Here is a 21,524-nt window from a genome sequence, read left to right as displayed (position 1 = left end):
CCACGAGTCATGTAACCACGGGGAGGCCGCGGATGTTCCCCGCGCGGCCGGCCGGTGAAGGGTCACCGGGCGACGGCGTAGGTCGACTGGACGACGCCCGCGCCGAGCACCCGCGTGGACCGGTGGGTCAGCGCGACGTCCTCCTCCAGCGGGCCGGACAGCGGCACGCCCGTGCCGATCAGCACCGGCACGGTGGTGATGGTGAGGTTGTCGATCATCCGGCCCGCATGAACGTCCTGATGACCTGGCCGCCGTCGGCGTAGACGCTCTTCGTGCCGTGGGCGGCCAGGCCGCGCACGAGGGAGCCGAGGTCGCGGTAGACGGTGACGCGCGGGTCGGCGTCCTGCTCCAGGGTGGTGCTGAGGACGGCGACGCGCATGCCCTCGTACGGCCAGGGGTCGAAGCCCAGCCTGGTCTCGTACGTGCCGCGGCCCATGACGACGGTGTCGACGCCGTCGATGAACTCCTGGTAGCCGAGGTCGCCGCCGGCGGCCTCGTCCCTGCTGACGAGCCAGTCGAGGTCGCCGTCGGGCCGGGCGATGAACCCGTCGAGGCTGAGTCAAGTGATCTACTTTGTAAAGGCGCCGGGTCAGTGGACCGAGAAGCCGCCGTCGACGTACAGCAGGTGGCCGGTGACGAACGCGGCGGCGTCGCTCGCCAGGAACACCGCGGCGCCCGCGAAGTCCTGGGGGACGCCGTTGCGGCCGGCCATGTGACGGGCGGCCATCTGCTCGACGCGGCCGGGGATGGCCTGGGCGGGCTCGGTCAGCGGGGTGAGGACGAATCCGGGGATGATCGTGTTGACCGACACTCCCTGGGCGGACCATGCCTCGGCCTGGGAGCGGGTGAGGCCGGCGAGCGCGGCCTTGGCGGCGCCGTAGACGCCGCTGTCGCCGAAGGCGCGGACGCTCTGCTGGGAGCCGATGTTGATGACGCGGCCCCAGCCGCGTGCGGCCATGAGCGGCCCGTAGTGCTGCCCGAGCAGGTAGGGGGCGGTCAGGTTGACCGCGATGGTCTGCGCGTAGTCGTCCTCGGTCAGCTCGGCCATGGGCTTGCGGATGTTGTTGGCCGCGTCGTTGACCAGCACGTCGATGTGGCCGGCCTGCTCGCACACGCGGCGCACGGCCTCGCGGTCGCCGAGGTCGGCCACGATCGTGGCGGCGGTGACGCCGTGTCCGCGCAGCCGTTCGGCGGCGCGGTCGAGCCCGGCCTTGCCGCGGGCGACGATCACCACTTCGGCGCCGGCGCGGCCGAGCGCCTCGGCGATGGCGTAGCCGATGCCGGAGCTGCCGCCGGTGACCAGCGCGCGCCGCCCGGCGAGGGAGAACAGGCTCTGCAGGTAGTCAGGCATGATCGGCAAGCTAGCACGCGGCCCGGCGGAGGCGGTCGGCAGGGAGGCGTTGCCGCGCACGCCGACGGGAGGTAAGCTCGACTGCTTGACATCTAAGGCAGTCTTCACACGTCTCCCGTAAGGAGTATACCACTTGATGGATAATCGTCAAGATGCTCTCGCCGTGGCCCTTGACACCGAACAGCGGGTCGTGTCGGGCCTCTACGGCAGGCTCGACTCCGCCAGGGAGCGGGCGGAGTCGGCGCTGCGCGCCGTGCACGCCCGGGGCGGCGGCACCCGCCAGGCCATGGTCGAGCGCGAGGCGCTGGCCACGTCGCAGGCCCGCCGCCTGGCGCAGCTGAACGGGGTGGAGCGCGGGCTGTGCTTCGGCCGGGTCGACGACCGCGACGGCCGGAGCGTCTACGTCGGCAGGATCGGCCTGCGCGACGAGGAGGGCTCGGCGGTGCTGATCGACTGGCGGGCTCCGGCCGCGCGCGCGTTCTACCTGGCCACCGCCACCGACCCCGGCTCGCTGGTGCGCCGCCGCCACCTGCACCTGCGGGGCCGCACGGTCACGGGGCTGGACGACGAGGTGTTCGACCTGGAGGGGATGAGCGACGGCGAGCGCCGCACGCTGGTGGGGGAGGCGGCGCTGCTGGCGGCGCTGCGCCGGGGCCGCACCGGCCGCATGGGCGACGTGGTGGCCACCATCCAGACCGAGCAGGACCGGGTGATCCGCGCCTCGCTGCAGGGCGCGCTGGTGGTGCAGGGCGGGCCGGGCACCGGCAAGACGGTGGCGGCGCTGCACCGCGCCGCCTACCTGCTCTACACCCACCGCGACACGCTGGAGCGGCGCGGCGTGCTGGTGGTCGGCCCGAACGCGATGTTCCTGCGCTACATCGGCCAGGTGCTGCCGTCGCTGGGGGAGACGCAGGTGGTGATGGCGACGCTCGGCGAGCTGTTCCCGGGGGTGCGCGCGACGGCCGCCGACCCGCCGGCGGCCGCGGTCGTCAAGGGCGACATCCGGATGGCCGGGGTGGTGGCCGCGGCGGTGCGCGATCGCCAGCGGGTGCCGGACGGCGAGCTGGTGGTGGAGCTCGACGGGTTGCGGCTGCGGGTCCCGCACGAGACCTGCGCCCGGCACCGGGCGCGGGCGCGCGCGGTGCGGCTGACGCACAACATGGCACGCAAGTTGTACGTGACGGAGATGCTCAAGGAGCTGGCCAGGGCCGAGGCGCGGGCGCTGGAGGAGGGGCTGCGCCTGGCGGAGATGGAGCTGGAGGACCCGGAGCTGGCCGGGCCGCTGGACCTGGAGTCCGACCTGGACGAGATCGACCTGGCGGTGGCGTCGGAGCGGCTGTGGGCGCAGCCGGAGGTGCGGGAGGCGCTCGACGCGCTGTGGCCGGAGCTGACGCCGTCGCGGCTGATCGGCGAGCTGCTGTCCTCGCCGGAGACGCTGGAGGCGCTGTGCCCGCCGGACCTGGACTGGCGGGCGCTGGTGCGGCCCGCCGGCGCCGCCTGGACGGCCGGTGACGTGCCGCTGCTCGACGAGGCGGCCGAGCTGCTGGGCCAGGACGACTCGGCGGCGCGGGCGGCGGGCCGCCGCGCGGAGGAGGACCTGCGCGAGCGTCACCTGTTCGCCCGGGAGGTGCTGCAGACCACCGGCGTGCTGGAGGAGGGCATCTTCGAACGGGCCGACGTGCTGGCCGAGCGGCACGCCGACGACGGGTCCGAGCTGACGACGGCCGACCGGGCGGCGCGGGACCGCACCTGGGCGTACGGGCACGTGATCGTGGACGAGGCGCAGGAGCTGTCGGCGATGGCCTGGCGGCTGGTGATGCGCCGGGTGCCGGCCAAGTCGCTCACGGTGGTCGGCGACCTCGCGCAGACGGGTTCGGCGGCGGGGGCCCGCTCGTGGGGCGAGGTGCTGGATCCGTACCTGGAGGGCCGCTGGCGGGAGGAGCGGCTGGAGGTGAACTACCGCACCCCGGCCGAGATCATGGAAGTGGCGGCGGACGTGCTGGCGGCGATCGACCCGTCGCTGACGCCGCCGCGCTCGGTGCGCGACGGCGGCGCGCCTCCCCGATCGGTGCGGGCGGGGCTCGCGGACCTGCCGGAGCTGGCCCGCGAGGAGCTGGCGGCGATCGGCGAGGGCCGGGTGGGCGTGGTGGTCCCGGACGCGCTGTACGGGCGGGCGGCGGCGCTGTTCCCCGGGCAGGACCTGGACGCGCCGGTGACGGTGCTGACGGTGACGAGGGCCAAGGGGCTGGAGTTCGACGCGGTGATCGTGGCGGATCCCGCCGCGATCCTGGCCCAGTCGCCGAACGGGGCGCAGGACCTGTACGTGGCGATCACGCGGGCGACGCGCCGGCTGACGGTGGCCTGCGAGGGTGAGCTGCCGCCGTCGCTGTCCCGCCTGACCAGCTGATCTACATTGTAAAGGCGCCGGGCGGGGGTCGTGATCTCTCGTACGGAGGGAACCCCCGCTACGACGCCCGATGCAGCTCGGCGGCGGCTTCGTGGAGGCGGACGGTCACGTGGTGGAGGCAGCGGAGCGTCTCGGTGTCGAGGTGGTTCATGATCCGGCGGTACTGCTTGAGGCCGGCGTCGTTGATCTCCTCGATGAGGGTGCGGCCGGCGGGGGTGAGCTCGACCCGGCGCACGCGCCGGTCGTGGGGGTCCTCGTGGCGGCTGACCAGGCCGTGGGCGACCAGGCGGTCGACGAGGCCGGTGACGGTGCCGAGGGTGACGCCGAGGTTGTGGGAGAGGTCCTGGCCGGTGGCCGAGCCGTTGGCGGCGACGAGCATGATGACCTTGAGCTGGCGCATCGTGAGGTTGGAGGAGAACAGCGGCGACTGGTGGCGGGCGAGGGCCCGGCCGAGGTCGCGCTGGATCTCCATGATCTGGTGGATCAGATCGTCGCGTTCGTCGTTCACGTACACCTCTCGATTTCCTGAGAAGGTTATCAGGAACGTCGTGCGACGTTAAATATTCGTCCAAGGCGAAGTGTTAGTCTGGGGCCGAAATCTTGAAGGGAACCGACTCCATGACCGCACTCGCCCGGTTGAGCCTTGCCAACCGCAGTCTAGTGATCTTGATCGCGGTCGTGCTCAGCGCCTTCGGCCTGTTCACGATCCCGCAGCTGAAGCAGCAGTTGCTGCCGTCGCTGAGCTTTCCCGGCGCCTTCGTGGTGGCGGCTTATCCGGGCGCGTCGCCGGACATCGTGGAAGAACAGGTCACCGAGCCCCTGGAGGACTCCTTCCAGGGGCTCGACGGCATGGAGTCGATGACCTCGACGTCGAAGGAAGGGCTGGCGCAGATCCAGGTCGCCTTCGAGTACGGCACCGACGTCGACGCGGCGATCAGCCGGATGCAGCAGGCGGTCAACCGGATCGGCGGTCAGCTCCCGGCGAACGTGGAGCCGCAGGTCGTGGCGGGCAGCACCGACGACATCCCGGTGCTGGTGCTGGCGGTGGGCGACGGCGGCGACCCGCGGGAGATGGCCGACAAGCTGCGCGGCATCGTGCTGCCGGAGCTGCGGGCCGTCGACGGCGTGCGCGAGGCGCAGGTGACCGGCACCCGCGACGAGGTCGTGACGATCACGCCGGATCTGGGGAAGATGGCGCTGGCCGGGGTGTCGGCGGCGCAGATCCCCGAGGCGCTGCGCGCCAACGGCACGCCGGTCCCGGCCGGTTCGCTGGTGGAGGACGGCACGTCGCTGACCGTCCAGGTCGGCACGCGCGTCGAGTCGGTCGAGGACATCCGCGACCTCTACCTCACGCCGGCCCAGCCGCAGCCCCAGGCCCAGCCGCAGCAGCAGCAGGCTCAGAACGCGCAGCAGGCGCGGCAGGCGCAGCCGCAGGCGCCGCAGCAGGCCGTGCAGCAGCGCGCGCCGAAGCCGGTCAAGCTCGGTGACGTGGCGACCGTGGAGCGCGGCCTGTCCGACGCCACCACGATCACCCGCACCGACGGCCACACGAGCCTGGGCGTGTCGGTCACCATGGTGCCCGACGGCAACGCGGTGGCGATCTCCCACGAGGTGCGCGAGAAGCTGCCCGAGCTGACCCGCGCGCTCGGCGACGGCTCCGACACCGCGATCGAGGTGGTCTTCGACCAGGCCCCGTACGTGGAGGAGTCGATCGAGAACCTCACCACCGAGGGCATTCTCGGCCTGGTGTTCGCGGTGCTGGTCATCCTGGTGTTCCTGCTGTCGGTGCGCTCCACGCTGGTGACGGCGGTGTCGATCCCGCTGTCGGTGGTGATCGCGCTGTTGGTGCTGTGGCTGGGCGACTACTCGCTCAACATGCTGACGCTGGGCGCGCTGACGATCGCGATCGGCCGGGTGGTGGACGACTCGATCGTGGTGCTGGAGAACATCAAGCGGCATCTCAGCTACGGCGAGGCCAGGCGGTCGGCGATCCTGACGGGCGTGCGCGAGGTGGCGGGCGCGGTGACGGCGTCGACGCTGACCACGGTGGCGGTGTTCGCGCCGATCGCGATCGTCGGCGGCATGGTGGGCGAGCTGTTCGCGCCGTTCGCGATCACGGTGACGGTGGCGCTGCTGGCCTCGCTGGTGGTGTCGCTGACGGTGGTGCCGGTGCTGGCCTACTGGTTCCTCGGGACGCGCGGGCTGACGCCGGAGGAGGCCAGGGCGCAGCGGGAGAAGGCGGAGGCCAAGGAGCTGCGCTCGCCGCTGCAGCGCGCCTACCTGCCGGTGCTGCGTTTCGCCACCCGCTTCAAGGTCGTGACGCTGCTGATCGGCGTGGTGGTGTTCGCCGGCACGATGGGGCTGGCGGGCAGCCTGCAGACGAACTTCCTGGACTCCTCGGGCCAGGACACGATCTCGATGAGCCAGCGGATGCCGGTGGGCACCGACCTGAAGACCACCGACAAGGCGGCGGCCAAGGTCGAGGAGGTGCTGGAACAGGTCGACTCGGTCGAGTCCTACCAGGTGAACGTCGGCGGCGGCAACGCCATGATGGGCGGGACCGGGGGCGGCGCCGACCGTGCCTCCTACTCGATCACGATCAAGGACGGCAGCGACACTCCGGCGGTGGAGCAGGAGCTGCGTGACCGGCTGGCCGAGGTGTCGGGCATCGGCGAGGTGACGGTGGGCGGCGCGTCGGCCGCGGGGTTCTCCTCCGACAGCGTCCAGGTGATCGTGCGCGCTCCCGACATCGGCGCGCTGCGCTCGGCCGCCGACGCGGTGACGGGCGCCATGGGCCAGGTGGAGGGGCTGCGGGACGTGTCCTCGAACCTGGAGACGAGCGCCCCGCGGATCGAGGTGCGGGTGGACCGGGAGAAGGCCGCCGCGCGCGGCCTGACCGAGGCGCAGATCGGGCAGACGGTGGCGCAGGCGTTCCGCGGCGCCCCGCTGGGCCAGCTCACGCTGGACGGCCGGGCGAGCGACCTGGTGCTGCGCGTCGGCGACGCGCCCGACGACGTCAAGGCGGTGCGCGACCTGCGGCTGCCGACGGCGTCCGGGCTGGTGAAGCTGTCGTCGGTGGCCGAGGTGGAGAAGGTGGACGGTCCCACCCAGATCACCCGGATCGACGGTGAGCGTTCGGCCACCGTCTCGGCCAAGGCCACGGCCGCCGACCTGGGCAGCGTCACCGCCGAGCTGACGCGCGAGCTGGACGGGCTGGGCCTGTCGGCCGGCGCCGCGTACGAGATCGGCGGCGCTTCGGCGGACCAGGAGGAGGCGTTCGCGGACCTGGGGATGGCGATGCTGGCGGCGATCGCCATCGTCTTCATGATCATGGTGGCGACGTTCCGCAGCTTCGTGCAGCCGCTGATCCTGCTGGTGTCGATCCCGTTCGCGGCGACCGGCGCGGTGGGGCTGCTGGTGGCCACGGACACGGCGATGGGCGTGCCGGCGCTGATCGGCATGCTGATGCTCATCGGCATCGTGGTGACGAACGCGATCGTGCTGATCGACCTGATCAACCAGTACCGCGCCCAGGGCATGGGGATCGTGGAGGCGGTCGTGGAGGGCGGCCGGCGGCGGTTGCGGCCGATCCTCATGACGGCGGTGGCGACGATCTGCGCGCTGGTGCCGATGGCGCTCGGCGTGACGGGTCACGGCGGGTTCATCTCGCAGCCGCTGGCGATCGTGGTGATCGGCGGTCTGATCAGCTCGACGTTGCTGACGCTGGTGCTGGTGCCGACGCTGTACACGATGGTGGAGCGGGGCAAGGAGCGGATGCGGCGCACCCCGCCGGAGGCGAAGCCGGAGCCGAAGGTGCTGGAGACGGCGGCGCCCTGACGGGCGTGTCCGCCCGTGCGGCCCGGTGCCGTGCGGGCAGACGCCCCCGCTAGCCGCTCGTGGCGATGCGGTCGAGCCAGTCGGCCAGCAGGGCGCGTTCCGGCGCGTTGAGCGCGGTGGTGCGGGGCAGCACCGCGCGCAGCGCGACGGCGGCTGCGACCGGCCCGCCGTCCGGCGTCGCGCCGGGCGGCGGGCCGGTGGTGATGGTGGCGATGACCGAGTCGCGGGCGGTGGCCGACAGGGCCGGGTCGCGCTGCTCCTCGGGCATGGAGATGAGGGTGAGGGTGATTCCGCGGCCGGCGGCGTGCACGAGGAGGGCGGCGCGTTCCTCGGTCATGGCGAGCCGGCCGGCCTCGGCGATGCGGTGGATCATGTCGGAGAGGATCTCCGACGCCTGGCGGGCGGCGGGTGACTCGCCGGGGCGCGGGTCGCCGTAGATGAGGCTGTAGAGGGCGGGGTGCGCCAGGCCGAATCCGACGTGCAGGTCCCAGCCGCGGCGCAGGTCGGCGACCGGGTCGTCGGTGACGGGGTTGTCCTTCTTGCTGCGCAGGTAGGTCTGGAAGCCGTGGCCGGCCACGGCGTCGAGCAGGCCCTGTTTGTCGCCGAAGACGCGGTAGATCGCCGGGGCCTGCACCCCGGCGGCGGCGCTCACGGCGCGGGTCGAGACCGCGTCGCGCCCGCCCTCGGTGAGCAGGGCCGAGGCGGCTTCGATGATGCGGTCCCGGTGCGTCTTCGCCATGTTTCCGATGGTAACAGGATGATGTTATCGATTTGGCCCGTGCCGGTCATCGTTCGCTGTCCAGGTGGGCCATCGCCGGCGCGGCGTAGCGCGCGCCGGAGGCGGCGCCGGCGGGCACCGCGCGCTCGATGTCCGCGAGGTCCTGCTCGGTGAGGTGGACGCCGGTCGCGGCGAGGGATTCGGCCAGCCGGGCCCGGGTGCGGGCGCCGACGAGCGGGACGATGTCCTGGCCCTGCCGGCTCACCCAGGCGATCGCGGCCTGGGCGGCGGTCACGCCCTTGCGTTCGGCGACGCCGCGCAGGGCCTCCGCCAGTGCCAAGTTGTGCTCCAGGTTGCCGCCCTGGAAGCGCGGGCTGGCGGTGCGGAAGTCGCCGGCGGCGAGGTTTCTGTCCGGGGTCCAGTGGCCGCTCAGCAGGCCGCGCGACAGCACGCCGTAGGCCGTGACGCCGATGCCGAGCTCCCGCGCGGTGGGCAGGATCTCGGTCTCGATGCCGCGTGACAGCAGTGAGTACTCGATCTGCAGGTCGCTGATCGGGTGCACGGCGGCGGCCCTGCGCAGGGTGTCGGCGCCGACCTCGGACAGGCCGATGTGGCGGATGTATCCGGCCTGGACCAGCTCGGCGAGCGTGCCGACGGTCTCCTCGATGGGCACTTCGGGGTCGAGCCGGGCGGGCCGGTAGACGTCGATGTGGTCGGTGCCGAGCCGCCGCAGGCTGTAGGCGAGGAAGGTCTTGGTCGCGGCCGGGCTGGTGTCGTAGCCGAGCCAGCCGCCGTCGGGGCCGCGCAGCGCGCCGAACTTGACGCTGATCACGACGCGGTCGCGGTCGCCGCCGCGCAGGGCGTCGCGCAGCAGCAGCTCGTTGTGGCCCATGCCGTAGAAGTCGCCGGTGTCCAGCAGTGTGACGCCCGCTTCGAGGGCGGCGTGGATGGTGGCCAGCGACTCCTTCTCGTCGGCGGGGCCGTAGAGGTCGGACATGCCCATCAGGCCGAGCCCGAGCTCGGACACGACCGGCCCGGTGACGCCGAGGGTGCGCGTGTTCATGAGGTGTCTCCCCGAGATGTTTTCACTGTTAACAGAATTGATGGTATCACCGATAAGTTATCGGTGCTACCGTAAGAATGTGATCGCTGATACCGGCCTGTGCGGTACGGGCCGCGCACCTGCCCATACACTTGTCCAACGTGACTTCCAAGCCTCGCATCCCTGACGTCCTGGCAGCCCGTTACGCCTCGCCGGAGCTGGCCCGCCTGTGGTCTCCCGAGCACAAGGTGATCGCCGAGCGGCGGCTGTGGCTGGCGGTGCTGCGCGCGCAGGCCGAGCTCGGCGTGGCGGTGCCGGAGGGTGCGATCGCCGACTATGAGAAGGTCGTCGACAGGGTCGACCTGGAGTCGATCGCGGCGCGCGAGCGGGTGAGCCGTCATGACGTCAAGGCGCGCATCGAGGAGTTCAACGCGCTGGCCGGGCACGAGCAGGTCCACAAGGGCATGACCTCCCGCGACCTGACGGAGAACGTCGAGCAGCTGCAGGTCCGCGACAGTCTCCTGCTGGTGCGGGGCCGCGTGGTGGCGCTGCTGGCCCGCCTGGCCGAGCTCGCCGCCCGTCACGAGGCGACCGTGCTGGCCGGCCGGTCCCACAACGTCGCCGCCCAGGCCACCACCCTCGGCAAGCGTTTCGCGGGCGCCGCCGACGAGCTGATGGTGGCCTACCGGCGGCTGGAGGAGCTGATCGCCCGCTACCCGCTGCGCGGCATCAAGGGTCCGGTCGGCACCGCCCAGGACATGCTCGACCTGCTCGGCGGCGACCACGCCAAGCTGGCGGAGCTGGAGGAGCGCGTCTCGGCCCACCTGGGCTTCGAGCGCCGGCTGACCAGCGTCGGCCAGGTCTACCCGCGCTCGCTGGACTTCGAGGTCGTCACCGCGCTCGTCCAGCTGGCCGCCGCGCCGTCCTCGCTGGCCAGGACGATCCGGCTGATGGCCGGTCACGAGCTGGTCACCGAGGGTTTCAAGGAGGGCCAGGTCGGCTCGTCGGCGATGCCGCACAAGATGAACACCCGTTCGTGCGAGCGGGTCAACGGCCTGGCCGTGGTGCTGCGGGGTTACGCCTCCATGGTGGGGGAGCTGGCGGGCGACCAGTGGAACGAGGGCGACGTGTCCTGCTCGGTGGTGCGCCGGGTGGCGCTGCCGGACGCGTTCTTCGCCTTCGACGGCCTGGTGGAGACGATGCTGACGGTGCTGGAGGAGTTCGGCGCCTTCCCGGCCGTGATCTCCGCCGAGCTCGACCGCTACCTGCCGTTCCTGGCGACGACCAAGATGCTCATGGCGGCGGTCCGGGCCGGGATGGGGCGCGAGCGGGCGCACGAGCTGATCAAGGAGCACGCGGTGGCGTCCGCGCTGGCGATGCGCCGTAGCGGCGGCGCCAACGAGCTGCTCGACCGGCTGGCCGCGGACGAGCGGTTCCCGCTGGACCGGGCGGCGCTGGATGCGCTGCTGGCCGACCGGGTGTCGTTCACCGGCGCCGCCGCCGGCCAGGTGCGGGAGGTCGTCGAGCAGGTGGGCCGCGTGGTGGCCGAGCACCCGGAGGCGGCCGCGTACCGTCCGGGCGCCATCCTGTGATCCACGAGCTGGCCTCGCTCGCCGGGTTGCGGGCCGCGTGCGGTGACGACGACCTGGTGGTGTGGAACGCGCAGGACCTCGGCGGCGGCGGGCCGGCGCGGGCGTGGGCGTCGGGCGGCGCGGTGGTGTCCGCCGCGCCCGGGGTGTCGCGCCACGACCGGCTGGCGGTGTGGGGGGAGGCCGCCGACGCGGTGGAGCTGGTCCGGCACGCGCTGGCCGAGCTGGGGCCCTCCTACCGGCCGTGGGGTGAGCGGGGGCTGCTGGCGCAGGTGGTGGCGAAGCTGGACGGGCTGGAGGTGGGCGGCGCGTTCTCCTGGATGAGCCTGGCCGACCGGCCTGGGCCGGGTTTTCCGTCCGGTCCGGCCTTCGCGACGGAGGTGGGCTGGTTGCCGGCAGAGGCCGAGGGGGAGGTGGCCGCGCTGCTGGCGGTGGACGCGCCGGACTCCTACGCGGCTCCCGGGATGCCGGGGGTGCGCCGGTGGGCGGGGGTGCGGGTGGACGGGGTGCTGGCGTCGGTGGCGGCCGACGCCTGGCCGGCTCCGTCGGTGGGCGTGCTGGCGGGGGTGGCGACGGCGGCCGCGTTCCGGGGGCGCGGGCTGGCCGAGCGGGTGTGCGGGTGGGTGTCGGGGGAGCTGGTGGCGTCGTACGGGCGGGCGGCGCTGATGGTGGACGACGACAACGCCACGGCCATCGCCGTGTACGAGCGGCTCGGGTATCGGATCAGGCCGGTGCTGTCCTCGTACATGAAATCTACAATGTAAAGGGCGCGGGTGGGTACGGAAACCACACGCCACCAACCCTTCAACCCTGCGACGGTCAGAAGGGGTAGGTGCGGGGGTCGTCCCGTACGGTGACCCACTGGGTCTCGCAGAACTCCTCGGCGGCGAAGCCGAGGCCGAACCGTCCCCAGCCGCTGTCCTTGACGCCGCCGAAGGGCATCTGCGGTTCGTCGTTGACGGGCTGGTCGTTGACGTGGACGATGCCGGCTTCCAGGGTGGCGGCCAGGCGTAGTCCGCGCCGGCTGTCGCCGGTGATGATGGAGGCGGCGAGGCCGAGGTCGGTGTGGTTGGCGCGGGCGACGGCCTCTTCGGCGGAGTCGACGGTCTCCACGACGACGACGGCGCCGAAGGTCTCGCTCTGGGCGATCTCGGCTTCGTCGGGGACGTCGGTGAGGACGGTGGCGGGGTAGCAGGGGGGTGCGGGTTCGCCGCCTGCCAGGACGCGGGCGCCGAGTCCGACGGCTTCTTTGACGCGCCGGTCGAGCAGGGCGAGGGCCCATTCGTTGATGACGGGGCCGATGACGGTGGCGGGGTCGGCGGGGTCGCCGGTGGGGAGTCGGGCGGCGCGGGCGGCGAAGCGTTCGGTGAAGGCGTCGGCGAGGGGGCGTTCGACGTAGATGCGGCGGGCGCACATGCAGACCTGGCCTTGGTGGATGAAGGCGCCGTAGACGGCGGCGTCGACGGCGTGGGTGAGGTCGGCGTCGGCGGCGACGATGAGGGGGTTCTGGCCGCTGAGTTGCAGGACGACGCGTTTGAGGTGGCGGCCGGCTTTTTCGGCGAGGCGTCTGCCGGTGGGGGTGGAGCCGGTGAAGTTGAGGCGTTTGACGAGGGGGCTGGCGAGGAGGGTGTCGCCGACGGCGCCGGCTTCGCCGGGTGCGTGGGTGATGACGTTGAGTGCTCCGGCGGGGAGTCCGGCTTGGTGGAGGATTTCGGCCCAGAGGGTGCCGCCGGTGTAGGGGGCTTCTTCGGAGGGTTTGAGTACGACGGTGTTGCCGAGGGCGAGGGGGCCGGTGATGGCGCGGCCGGAGAGGGTGAGTGAGGCGTTCCAGGGGGCGATGGCGGCGACGACGCCGACGGGTTTGCGTACGGCCATGGCTTGGGTGCCGTCGGTGTCGGAGGGGAGGAGTTCGCCTGCGGGGCGGTAGGCGAGGTTGGCGGCTTGGCGGAGGAGTTTGACGGCGAAGTCGAGTTGTACGGTGCCGAAGTGGTGGCCGCAGCCGGTTTCTGCGGCGAGGGCGGCGAGGACGTGGGTGGCGCGTTGTTCGAGGAGGTCGGCGGCGTTGAGGAAGACGCGCTGGCGTTCGGCGGGGCGGGTGCGGCTCCAGGTGGGGAAGGCGTGGTGGGCGGCGGTGATGGCGCGTTCGGTGTCTTCGGCGTCTCCGGCTGCGGCGTGGCCGAGGATGTGGCCTGACCAGGGGGATCGGTTGGGGTAGGTGCGGCCGGTGGTGGCGGGTGTCCAGGTGCCGGCGATGAAGTGTGTGGTGTTTGCGGTCCAGGGTTGTGCCGCGGCCATCGAGTCCCCGATCTTCTTGCTCGTTGTTGCCGGCCGTTAGCTTTCCGGTGGTGGGGGCGGGCTGTCCACAACGGTTCGGATGGTTAGAACGTTGGGGTCGTATTCTGGCACGCGTGGCTGATGATGGTTCTTCTCGTGGTCGTGCGGCGGCTGGTTCTTCGGCGTTCTCGGTGTCTTTGGAGCGGGGGCTGAGTGTGCTGTCGGCGTTCGGTGGTGATCGTTCGGTGCTGGGGATCGCGGATCTGGCGCGGGCGGTGGGGTTGAACAAGAGCACGACGTATCGGTATGTGGCGACGCTGGTGAAGCTGGAGTATCTGCGGCAGGACCCGGAGACGAAGAAGTATTTCCTGGGGCCGCGGGTGGTGGATCTGGGTTTCGCGGCGATCGATTCGATGGAGTTGACGAAGGTGGCGGGGCCGGTGTTGCAGGCGCTGGCCGATGAGACGGGGTTCACGGCGAGTATGGGGCTGTGTGACGGGCCGGACGTGGTGTATGTGGATCGGCGGCGTAGTGCGCGGCGGAGTTCGCTGGCGATGGATCTGAATCTGCATGTGGGGTCGCGGTTGCCGGCGTACTGCACGTCGATGGGGAAGGTGTTGCTGGCTTTCCGGGATCCGGTGGCGTTGCGGCAGACGCTGGATCGGATCGACATGGCGCGGCGGGGTCCGAAGACGATCACGAACAGGGAGCAGTTGGTGGCTGCGCTGGCGAAGGTGCGGCAGAGCGGGTGGGCGGTGAACGACGAGGAGCTGGCGCCGGGGTTGCGGTCGTTCGCGGCGCCGGTGCGTGATCGTTCGGGTGAGGTGGTGGCGGCGGTGAACGTGGCGGTGCATCTGACGATGGCGCCGGCGGCGGTGGAGTCGCTGGCGGGGCGGTTGGAGGGGCCGTTGCGGCGTACGGCGGCGGAGATTTCGCGGCGGTTGGGTTACCGGCCGGAGTAGGGGCGTTCGGGGGAGGCAAATCGCGTTCGGGTGGTTCGAACGCTGTGTTGCTCTGGTGTGGGCGGGACCGTACGGTCGGCTCAACTTCCGCCACCGGAGGTCCGTGCCGTTCCCCGGCCAGCTGGTGGCCGGGTGAGACATCCCCCAGAGCAACTGCGGCGTGTCCAGGTTCAGTGCTGCCTGCGCGCCGTCGAAACGAGGAGTTTGGCGTGAGTGACATCCCCACACGCGGCCTGGATCGGCGTTCTTTCCTGAAGGCGGCGGCGGCTCTCGGCGGTACGTCCTTGGTGGGCGCCTGCGGAGGGCTGAAGGGCGCCGGTAGTTCGTCGTCGGATGTGCTGAAGATCGGTTATGTGAGTCCGCAGACGGGTCCGCTGGCGGGGTTCGCCGCCGCGGACAATTTCGTGGTGCAGCAGATCCAGGACGCGTTGCGTAACGGTTTCACCGCCGGTGGGCAGAAGCGCCGGATCGAGATCGTCGTCAAGGACACGCAGTCGAATCCGAACCGGGCGACCGAGGTCACGCGTCAGCTGATCAACAGTGACAAGGTGGATCTGATCGTCGGTTCCTCCACTCCGGACACCACGAATCCGGTCGCCGACCAGTGTGAGGCGAACGGGATCCCGAACGTGACCACGATCGCTCCGTGGGAGGCGTGGTTCAACGGCCGGGGCGGCAAGGATGGTGAGGGGTTCACGTACACGACGCTGTTCTTCTTCGGCATGCGGGAGTTCGCCGACTGTTTCATCCCGATGTGGGAGCGGGTGGATCCGTCGAACAAGAACGTGGCGGCGTTGTGGCCGAACGACACCGATGCGAACGCCTTCCGGCAGGGGCTCGGGGCGATGATGAAGGAGTCCGGTTACACGCCGGTCGACGGTGGCGCCTATCAGAACGGGGCGGCGGACTTCACGGCGCAGATCGCCACGTTCAAGGAGTCGCGGGCGGAGCTGTTCACCTGCACGCCGATCCCGCCGGACTTCCAGACGTTCTGGAAGCAGGCGCGGCAGCAGGGTTTCCGGCCGAAGCTGGCCACGGTGGCCAAGGTGATGTTGTTCCCGTCGGAGGCGGAGGCGCTGGGGCAGCTGGCGGCCAACATCGCCACGGACTTCTGGTGGAGTCCGGCGCATCCGTACACCTCGACGCTGGACGGCAGGAGCGCCAAGCAGCTGGCGGACGACTTCGCGGCGTCGACGGGCAAGCAGTGGACGCAGGCGCTGGGGTCGGTGTATTCGCTGTTCGAGATCGCGGTGCAGGCGTTCAAGGAGGCGAGCGATCCGAAGGATCGTGACGAGGTGGCGTCGAAGCTGCGCGGGATGAAGATCGAGTGCATGAGCGGGAAGCTCGACTTCACGGCGGGGCCGCAGCCGGGCATCGCGATCCAGCATCCGGTGGGCGGGCAGTGGCGCAAGGGTGAGAAGTTCCCGTGGGATGTGGTGATCGTCGACAACACGCCGAACAAGGATGTGCCGGTCGGCGGCGACCTGCTGCCCACGAACCAGGGCGACTGATGGCGGCGCCGCTGCTGCGTCTGGACGGCGTCGCCAAGAGTTTCGGTCAGGTGGTCGTCGCCCGTGACCTGAGTTTGTCGGTGGAGCCGGGTGAGGCGCTGGGGATCGTGGGCCCGAACGGGGCCGGCAAGTCGAGCCTGTTCGCCATGATCTCGGGGGATCTGCGCCCGGACGGCGGCACGGTGTGGCTGGACGGGCGGGATGTCACGGGTGCGGCGCCGCATGCGCGCACGCGTGCCGGGATCGGCCGTACGTTTCAGGTGCCGCGGCCGTTCGAGCATTTGACGGTGTTCGAGAACGTGCTGGTGTGCGCGCATCAGGGGGCGGGGCTGCGGGGCAGGCAGGCGCAGGCGCACGCGATGGGCGTGCTGGAGCGCGTCGGCCTGGCCGAGCTGGCGAACACTCCGGCGGGGCGGCTGGCGTTGTTGCAGCGTAAGCGGCTGGAGGTGGCGCGGGCGGTGGGCACCGGGCCGCGGCTGCTGCTGCTGGACGAGGTCGCGGGCGGGCTGACCGAGCCCGAGGTGGCCGAGCTGGTGGCGGTCGTCAGGGAGTTGCACGCCGGCGGGCTCGGTGTCGTGTGGATCGAGCATGTGGTGCACGCGCTGGTCAAGACGGTCGGGCGGATGATCTGCCTGGCCGGGGGTGACGTGGTGGCCGACGGTGAGCCGTTGCGGGTCCTGGCCGACCAGCGGGTGCGTGAGCTCTACCTGGGCGCCGGTCCCGAGGCCGGTGCGGAGGAGGGGTCGTGACGCTGTTGTCGGTCCGGGATCTGACCGTCCATCACGGGCAGCTGCGCGCCGTGGACGGTGTGAGTCTGTCCGTGGACGAGGGTGAGGTGCTGGCGATCATCGGCGCCAACGGCGCGGGCAAGTCGACGTTGCTGCGCGCGCTGGCCGGGCTGAACGCGCCGTCGTCGGGGACGGTGGAGCTGGCGGGGCGTGACATCACCCGGATGCCCGCGCACAGGCGGGTGGTGGCGGGCGTCGCGCTGGTGCCGGAGGGCAGGCGGCTGTTCCGCTCGTTGACGGTGGAGGAGAACCTGCTGGCGGGCGCGTACCGGGGGCGGCCGGGGCCGTGGACGATGGCGGCGGTTCTGGAGCTGTTCCCGTGGATGGCCGAGCGGCGCGGGCAGAACGCCGCGCAGTTGTCGGGCGGGGAGCAGCAGGCGGTGGCGATCGGCCGGGCGCTGCTGTCCAATCCTGACCTGCTGCTCATCGACGAGTTGTCGCTGGGGCTGGCGCCGGTGGTGGTGCGCCGCATCTACGAGGTGCTGCCGGGCATCGTCGGCGCGGGCACGACGGCGCTGATCGTCGAGCAGGACGTCTCGCAGGCGATGCGGGTCGCCGATCGGGTGCACTGTCTGCTCGAAGGCCGTTCGGTGCTGCAGGGCCGGCCGGCGGAGCTGACCGGGGAGCAGGTCGAGCACGCGTACTTCGGGATCGGGGCGGCGGAGCCCGCACAGGAGGGACGTCACTGATGGGCTGGGTCAACGCCGTCGTGCAGGGTTTGCTGCTCGGTGGCCTGTATGCGCTGTTCGCCACTGGGTTGTCGTTGATGTTCGGGGTGATGCGGATCGTCAACCTGGCGCACGGCGATCTGGCGGTCGTGGCGTCGTTCCTGGCGCTGGCTCTGGTCAGCGGGACGGGGCTGCCGTTGTGGGTGGTGATCGTGGTGACGGTGCCGTTGTTCGCCGCGCTCGGTTATCTGACGCAGCGGGTGCTGCTGCAGCGGAGCCTGTCGTCGGGGCCGCTGGCCACGCTGCTGGTCACGTTCGGGTTGTCGATCGTGCTGCAGAACGTGCTGCTGGAGGTGTTCTCGGCGGACACGCGCACGCTCGACGCCGGGGCGTTCGCGACCGGGTCGTTCGAGGTGAGCGGCGCGGTCTCGGTCGGTTATCTGTCGCTGACCACGTTCCTGCTGGCGTGCGCGGCGCTGGCAGGCATCCAGCTGTTCCTGTCGCGTACGGGGCTGGGCAGGATGCTGCGCGCCTCCTCCGACGATCCGGAGACGGCGAACCTGATGGGCGCCGACAGCCGGCACGTGTACGGGATCGCGACGGTGATCGCGTTCGCGACGGTGGCGCTGGCCGGGCTGATGTTCGCGATCCGTTCGTCGTTCGACCCGGCGATCGGCCCGTCGCGGCTGATCTTCGCGTTCGAGGCGGTCGTCATCGGCGGGCTGGGCTCGCTGTGGGGGACGCTGCTGGGCGGCATGGTGCTCGGGGTGACGCAGTCGGTGAGCGCGCAGGTCGATCCGGCGCTGACGCTGCTCGCCGGACATCTGATCTTCCTCGCCGTGCTGGCCTTCCGGCCGCAGGGCCTGCTCGCTGGACGGACCGCATGACGATCTCCCATCTTCTGAGCGCGCGGGCGGCGCAGAACGTGCACGTGGTGCGCGCCACCCGTTCGGCCAAGCTGTCGGCCGTGGTGCTGGCGGCCGCCGCGGCGGTGCTGGCGGCGCTGCCGTTCCTGGCGTTCAGCACGGTCACCGACACGCTGATCAACCTGTTCGTGCTGATCGCGCTGGCGAGCATGTGGAACCTGCTCGCGGGTTTCGGCGGCCTGGTGTCGGTGGGGCAGCAGGCCTACATCGGGATCGGCGCCTACAGTCTCGTGGCGCTGGCCGACCTCGGGGTGCAGCCCTATCTGGCGGTGCCGCTGGCGGCGCTGACCTGCGCGGTGTTCGCGCTGCCGACGTCGTGGCTGGCGTTCCGGCTGCGCGGCGACTACTTCGCGGTCGGCACCTGGGTGATCGCCGAGGTGTACCGGCTGCTGGTGGTGCGGGTGGACAGTCTGGGCGGCGCCAGCGGCAAGAGCCTTTCGGGGTTGTCGGGGATCGACGCGACGCTGCGCGGCGCGCTGACGTACTGGATCGCGCTGGCGCTGGCGCTGGCCACGATCGCGGGCTGTTATCTGCTGCTGCGCGGCCGGCTGGGGTTGTCGCTGATGGCGGTGCGCGACGAGGAGACGGCGGCCGCCTCGGCGGGGATCGACGTGCGGCGGGCCAAGCTGCTGGTCTACCTGATCTCGGCGGCCGGGTGCGGCGCCGCGGGCGGGGTGATCACGCTGAGCTCGCTCAGCGTCAACCCGGACTCGATCTTCAGCGTGCAGTGGTCCGCGTACATGATCTTCATTGTGGTGATCGGCGGCATCGGCTTCATCGAGGGGCCGCTGATCGGCGCGCTGATCTTCTTCGCGCTGCAGCAGCTGCTCGCCGACTTCGGCTCCTGGTATCTGGTGCTGCTGGGCGTCGTCGGCATCGTGGCCGCGCTGCGGCTGCCGCGCGGGCTGTGCGGGCTGGTGCCCGGCCCGAGCCTGTTCCCGATCGGCTATCTCGTACGGAGGTCCGATGGCCCCGCGTGACCCGGTCGAGCTGACCGAACGGATGCTGGCCGCGATCGAGGCCACCGAGCCTCACCTGCACGCCTACGCCACGGTGACGGCCGGCCGGGCCCGGGAGCGGGCCGCGGCCCTGGCCAGGGAGCCGGCCCGCGGCCCGCTGCACGGCCTGCCGATCGGCGTCAAGGACCTGATCGACACCGCGGGCGTGGCCACCGGTTACGGGTCGCCGCGGTTCGCCGGGCACGTGCCGGCCCGGGACGCCGCCGCGGTCCGCGCCCTGCTGGACGCGGGCGCGGTGATCCTCGGCAAGCACACCACGCACGAGCTGGCCTGGGGCGGCCGCACCGACAGCCCGCTGCTCGGCCCCACCCGCAACCCCTACCGGCCGGGGCACATCCCGGGCGGCTCGTCCGGCGGGTCGGCGGCGTCCGTCGCGGCGGGCAGCTGCCTGGGCGCGGTCGGCTCCGACACCGCGGGCAGCGTGCGCATCCCGGCCGCGCTGAGCGGCTGCGTCGGTTTCAAGCCGACCCGCGGGCGGATCCCCCTGGACGGCGTCCTGCCGCTGGCGCCGTCCCTGGACCATCTCGGCGTCCTGGCGCCGACGGTGGACGGCGCGGCCGCCCTGACAGCGGCACTGACGGCGGCACTCACGACCGGCCCCGCCGCCGTCCCCGCGTTCGAGCCGGGGGAGCTGCGGGTGGGCTGGCTCGGCGGCTGGTTCGACGCCGTGCTCGCCCCGCCGGTGCGGGCGGCGCTGGCGGCCACCCGCGCCCGGCTGGAGGAGCACGGCGTACGGGTGGACGACGTGGTCATCCCTGACGAGCCGCTCATGCCCGGGGCGGTGCTGGCCAGGATCCACGCCGAGGCGAGCCGGTTCCACCGCGACGCCTTCGAACGTGACCCCGAGCTGTTCGGCCCCGACATCGCCGAGCTGATGCGCATGCCGGCCGCTACCGCCCAGCAGGCAGAACGTGACGAGGCCGCCATCGCCCGCATGACGGCCGCGCTGCGCCGGGCCCTGGCCGGCCACGACGTGCTGGCCGCCGCCACCGTGCCGATCACCGCACCGCCGATCGGCGACATGACCGTCACCGTCGCAGGCCGGAACTGGCCGATCGAGCTGGTCCTGACCAGGCACACCTCGGTCTTCAACGCCGCCGGGCTGCCCGCCGTGTCGGTACCGATGGCCCTGGACCAGGAGAGCGGGCTGCCCGTGGGCCTCCAGCTCGCCGGGGCCGCCATGAGCGACGACACCGTCCTGGGCGCGGCCCGCCTCGTCGAGGCCCTGACCCCGTCGCTGCCCCGTCCCGCCCCCACCCGCTGGAGGAACCCGGCATGAGAGTGACCGCGGCCGTCGTCGACCGGCTCGGCGGCCCCTTCCGTCTCGAGAAGCTGGAACTCGACGAACCCGGCCCCGGCGAGGCGCTGGTGAAGGTGACGGCGTCCGGCGTCTGCCACACCGACGAGATCACCCGCCACGGCGACCTGCCGATGCCGTTCCCGTGCGTGCTCGGCCACGAGGGCGCCGGCGTGGTCGCCGCCACCGGTGCGGGCGTGAGCGGCGTGCGGCCCGGCGACCACGTCGTCATCGGCTGGCCGTCCTGCGGCGCCTGCCGCAACTGCCTGGACGGCGAGCCCCGCTACTGCGCCCGCCTCGGCGAGGCGCTGTGCGGCGGCGGGCGGCTGCTCGGCCCCCTCGCCGGGCGAAGCGCGCTGCGCCGCGACGGCGGCTCGCCCGTGCACAGCCACTTCTTCGGCCAGTCGTCCTTCTCCACCTACGCGCTGACCTGGGCGGACGCGCTGGTCGTGGTGCCGCGCCAGGCGCCGCTGGACCTGCTGGGGCCGCTGGCCTGCGGCATCTCCACCGGCGCGGGCGCGGTGTTCCACACCCTCCAGCCGCGGCCGGGGTCGAGCCTGGTGGTGTACGGGGCCGGCGCCGTCGGGCTGGCGGCCGTCATGGCCGCCCGCCTGTCACCCGCCACCACCATCGTGGCCGTCGACCGGCACCCGTCCAGGCTGGCGCTGGCCACCGAGCTGGGCGCCACCCACACCGTCGACGCCGGCCGGGCGGGCGCCGACCCGGTGGCGGAGGTCCACCGGATCTGCGGCGGCCCGGCCGACTACGCCCTCGAATGCACCGGCGTGATCCCCGTGGTGCGGCAGGCCGCCGACAGCGTCGGCATGCTCGGCACCTGCGTGCTCGTCGGCGGCGCCCCGGCCGGGGCCGAGTTCGGGCTCGACCATCTGAGCACCCTGTGGGGCAAGCGCGTCGTCGGCGTCCTGGGCGGCGGCGGCCGCAGCCGCCCCCTCATCGGCGCCCTGGCCGAACTCCACCGGCAGGGCCGCTTCCCCTTCGACCGCCTGATCCGCTTCTACGACCTGGCCGACATCGACCGGGCACTGGACGACAGCCGGCGCGGGGAGGTGCTCAAACCCGTCCTGCGCATGAACCACTGACGACGATCGGAAGAGACGACATGGAGAAAGGCGAA

The 21,524-nt window shown here is 72.0% G+C and carries 19 protein-coding genes; 12 read left to right on the top strand and 7 right to left on the bottom strand.

All coding sequences use genetic code 11. The annotated features are described in order from the left end of the window. Window positions 1-62: 62 nt before the first annotated feature. The 3 genes from ACIBF7_RS33845 to ACIBF7_RS33835 are packed head-to-tail and all read right to left on the bottom strand — an operon-like array spanning window position 63 to window position 1,351. Window positions 63-218, bottom strand: coding sequence for a hypothetical protein (locus ACIBF7_RS33845; protein ID WP_397198956.1), 156 nt, complete (start codon window positions 216-218; stop codon window positions 63-65). Further along, window positions 215-541 (bottom strand): dihydrofolate reductase family protein, encoded by a 327-nt coding sequence (locus ACIBF7_RS33840; protein WP_397199127.1) that lies wholly within the window; start codon window positions 539-541, stop codon window positions 215-217. Before ACIBF7_RS33840 ends, ACIBF7_RS33845 begins: the two co-directional genes overlap by 4 nt. Before the next feature lie 48 nt (window positions 542-589). Next, window positions 590-1,351, bottom strand: a complete 762-nt coding sequence (locus ACIBF7_RS33835; protein WP_148031543.1) for an SDR family NAD(P)-dependent oxidoreductase — start codon at window positions 1,349-1,351, stop codon at window positions 590-592. A 136-nt stretch (window positions 1,352-1,487) separates the two neighbouring features. Here ACIBF7_RS33835 and ACIBF7_RS33830 point away from each other — a divergent pair, with 136 nt between their 5' ends. After that, window positions 1,488-3,758 (top strand): HelD family protein, encoded by a 2,271-nt coding sequence (locus ACIBF7_RS33830; protein WP_397198955.1) that lies wholly within the window; start codon window positions 1,488-1,490, stop codon window positions 3,756-3,758. Between the two features lie 58 nt (window positions 3,759-3,816). On the opposite strand, the gene ACIBF7_RS33825 is transcribed toward ACIBF7_RS33830, so the two are convergent. Then, window positions 3,817-4,266 carry a MarR family winged helix-turn-helix transcriptional regulator gene (locus tag ACIBF7_RS33825; RefSeq protein WP_261808544.1) on the bottom strand — a complete coding sequence of 150 codons (450 nt, stop codon included), beginning with the start codon at window positions 4,264-4,266 and terminating at the stop codon, window positions 3,817-3,819. Window positions 4,267-4,376: 110 nt separating this feature from the next. Between ACIBF7_RS33825 and ACIBF7_RS33820 the strand changes: the two genes are divergently transcribed. Then, window positions 4,377-7,595 (top strand): efflux RND transporter permease subunit, encoded by a 3,219-nt coding sequence (locus tag ACIBF7_RS33820; RefSeq protein ID WP_397198954.1) that lies wholly within the window; start codon window positions 4,377-4,379, stop codon window positions 7,593-7,595. Between the two features lie 49 nt (window positions 7,596-7,644). On the opposite strand, the gene ACIBF7_RS33815 is transcribed toward ACIBF7_RS33820, so the two are convergent. Continuing rightward, window positions 7,645-8,334, bottom strand: coding sequence for a TetR/AcrR family transcriptional regulator (locus ACIBF7_RS33815; RefSeq protein WP_397198953.1), 690 nt, complete (start codon window positions 8,332-8,334; stop codon window positions 7,645-7,647). A 46-nt stretch (window positions 8,335-8,380) separates the two neighbouring features. Then, a complete protein-coding gene (locus ACIBF7_RS33810) occupies window positions 8,381-9,376 on the bottom strand; it encodes an aldo/keto reductase (protein ID WP_397198952.1) in 996 nt (331 codons plus the stop codon). A 140-nt stretch (window positions 9,377-9,516) separates the two neighbouring features. On the opposite strand from ACIBF7_RS33810, the gene purB reads away from it, so the two are divergent. Further along, window positions 9,517-10,947: an adenylosuccinate lyase gene (gene purB / locus ACIBF7_RS33805; protein WP_271279817.1), complete on the top strand. Its 1,431-nt coding sequence runs from the start codon at window positions 9,517-9,519 to the stop codon at window positions 10,945-10,947. Beyond that, window positions 10,944-11,708 (top strand): GNAT family N-acetyltransferase, encoded by a 765-nt coding sequence (locus tag ACIBF7_RS33800; RefSeq protein ID WP_397198951.1) that lies wholly within the window; start codon window positions 10,944-10,946, stop codon window positions 11,706-11,708. Before purB ends, ACIBF7_RS33800 begins: the two co-directional genes overlap by 4 nt. 55 nt (window positions 11,709-11,763) lie before the next feature. Here ACIBF7_RS33800 and ACIBF7_RS33795 read toward each other — a convergent pair whose 3' ends face one another. Then, window positions 11,764-13,239, bottom strand: a complete 1,476-nt coding sequence (locus ACIBF7_RS33795; protein ID WP_271279815.1) for an aldehyde dehydrogenase family protein — start codon at window positions 13,237-13,239, stop codon at window positions 11,764-11,766. A 113-nt stretch (window positions 13,240-13,352) separates the two neighbouring features. Between ACIBF7_RS33795 and ACIBF7_RS33790 the strand changes: the two genes are divergently transcribed. The 8 genes from ACIBF7_RS33790 to ACIBF7_RS33755 all read left to right on the top strand — a co-directional run bounded on the left by ACIBF7_RS33790 (window position 13,353) and on the right by ACIBF7_RS33755 (window position 21,489). Then, window positions 13,353-14,180 carry an IclR family transcriptional regulator gene (locus tag ACIBF7_RS33790; RefSeq protein ID WP_261808545.1) on the top strand — a complete coding sequence of 276 codons (828 nt, stop codon included), beginning with the start codon at window positions 13,353-13,355 and terminating at the stop codon, window positions 14,178-14,180. 173 nt (window positions 14,181-14,353) lie between these two features. After that, window positions 14,354-15,691 carry an ABC transporter substrate-binding protein gene (locus ACIBF7_RS33785; RefSeq protein WP_364230892.1) on the top strand — a complete coding sequence of 446 codons (1,338 nt, stop codon included), beginning with the start codon at window positions 14,354-14,356 and terminating at the stop codon, window positions 15,689-15,691. After that, window positions 15,691-16,440 (top strand): ABC transporter ATP-binding protein, encoded by a 750-nt coding sequence (locus ACIBF7_RS33780; protein WP_148031553.1) that lies wholly within the window; start codon window positions 15,691-15,693, stop codon window positions 16,438-16,440. The genes ACIBF7_RS33785 and ACIBF7_RS33780 overlap by 1 nt, the downstream gene beginning before the upstream one ends. Then, entirely contained in the window at window positions 16,437-17,168 is a 732-nt protein-coding gene (locus ACIBF7_RS33775) for an ABC transporter ATP-binding protein (protein ID WP_397198950.1), read from the top strand. The genes ACIBF7_RS33780 and ACIBF7_RS33775 overlap by 4 nt, the downstream gene beginning before the upstream one ends. Next, entirely contained in the window at window positions 17,168-18,034 is an 867-nt protein-coding gene (locus ACIBF7_RS33770; protein ID WP_148031555.1) for a branched-chain amino acid ABC transporter permease, read from the top strand. Before ACIBF7_RS33775 ends, ACIBF7_RS33770 begins: the two co-directional genes overlap by 1 nt. Then, complete coding sequence (locus ACIBF7_RS33765) at window positions 18,031-19,053, top strand: branched-chain amino acid ABC transporter permease (protein WP_397198949.1); 1,023 nt, start codon at window positions 18,031-18,033, stop codon at window positions 19,051-19,053. The genes ACIBF7_RS33770 and ACIBF7_RS33765 overlap by 4 nt, the downstream gene beginning before the upstream one ends. Further along, the gene (locus ACIBF7_RS33760) at window positions 19,040-20,371 is read left to right on the top strand and encodes an amidase (protein ID WP_397198948.1); all 1,332 of its coding nucleotides are present in this window, start codon (window positions 19,040-19,042) and stop codon (window positions 20,369-20,371) included. Before ACIBF7_RS33765 ends, ACIBF7_RS33760 begins: the two co-directional genes overlap by 14 nt. Next, on the top strand, window positions 20,368-21,489 hold the full coding sequence (locus ACIBF7_RS33755) for an NAD(P)-dependent alcohol dehydrogenase (RefSeq protein ID WP_364230903.1): 1,122 nt from the start codon (window positions 20,368-20,370) through the stop codon (window positions 21,487-21,489). The genes ACIBF7_RS33760 and ACIBF7_RS33755 overlap by 4 nt, the downstream gene beginning before the upstream one ends. Window positions 21,490-21,524: the final 35 nt, after the last annotated feature.

Source organism: Nonomuraea sp. NPDC050478 (assembly GCF_044458265.1).
GTDB classification, from domain to species: domain Bacteria; phylum Actinomycetota; class Actinomycetes; order Streptosporangiales; family Streptosporangiaceae; genus Nonomuraea; species Nonomuraea ferruginea.
The sequence above is the reverse complement of the archived record's forward strand: the minus strand, read 5'-3'. Positions and strand labels throughout refer to the sequence as shown.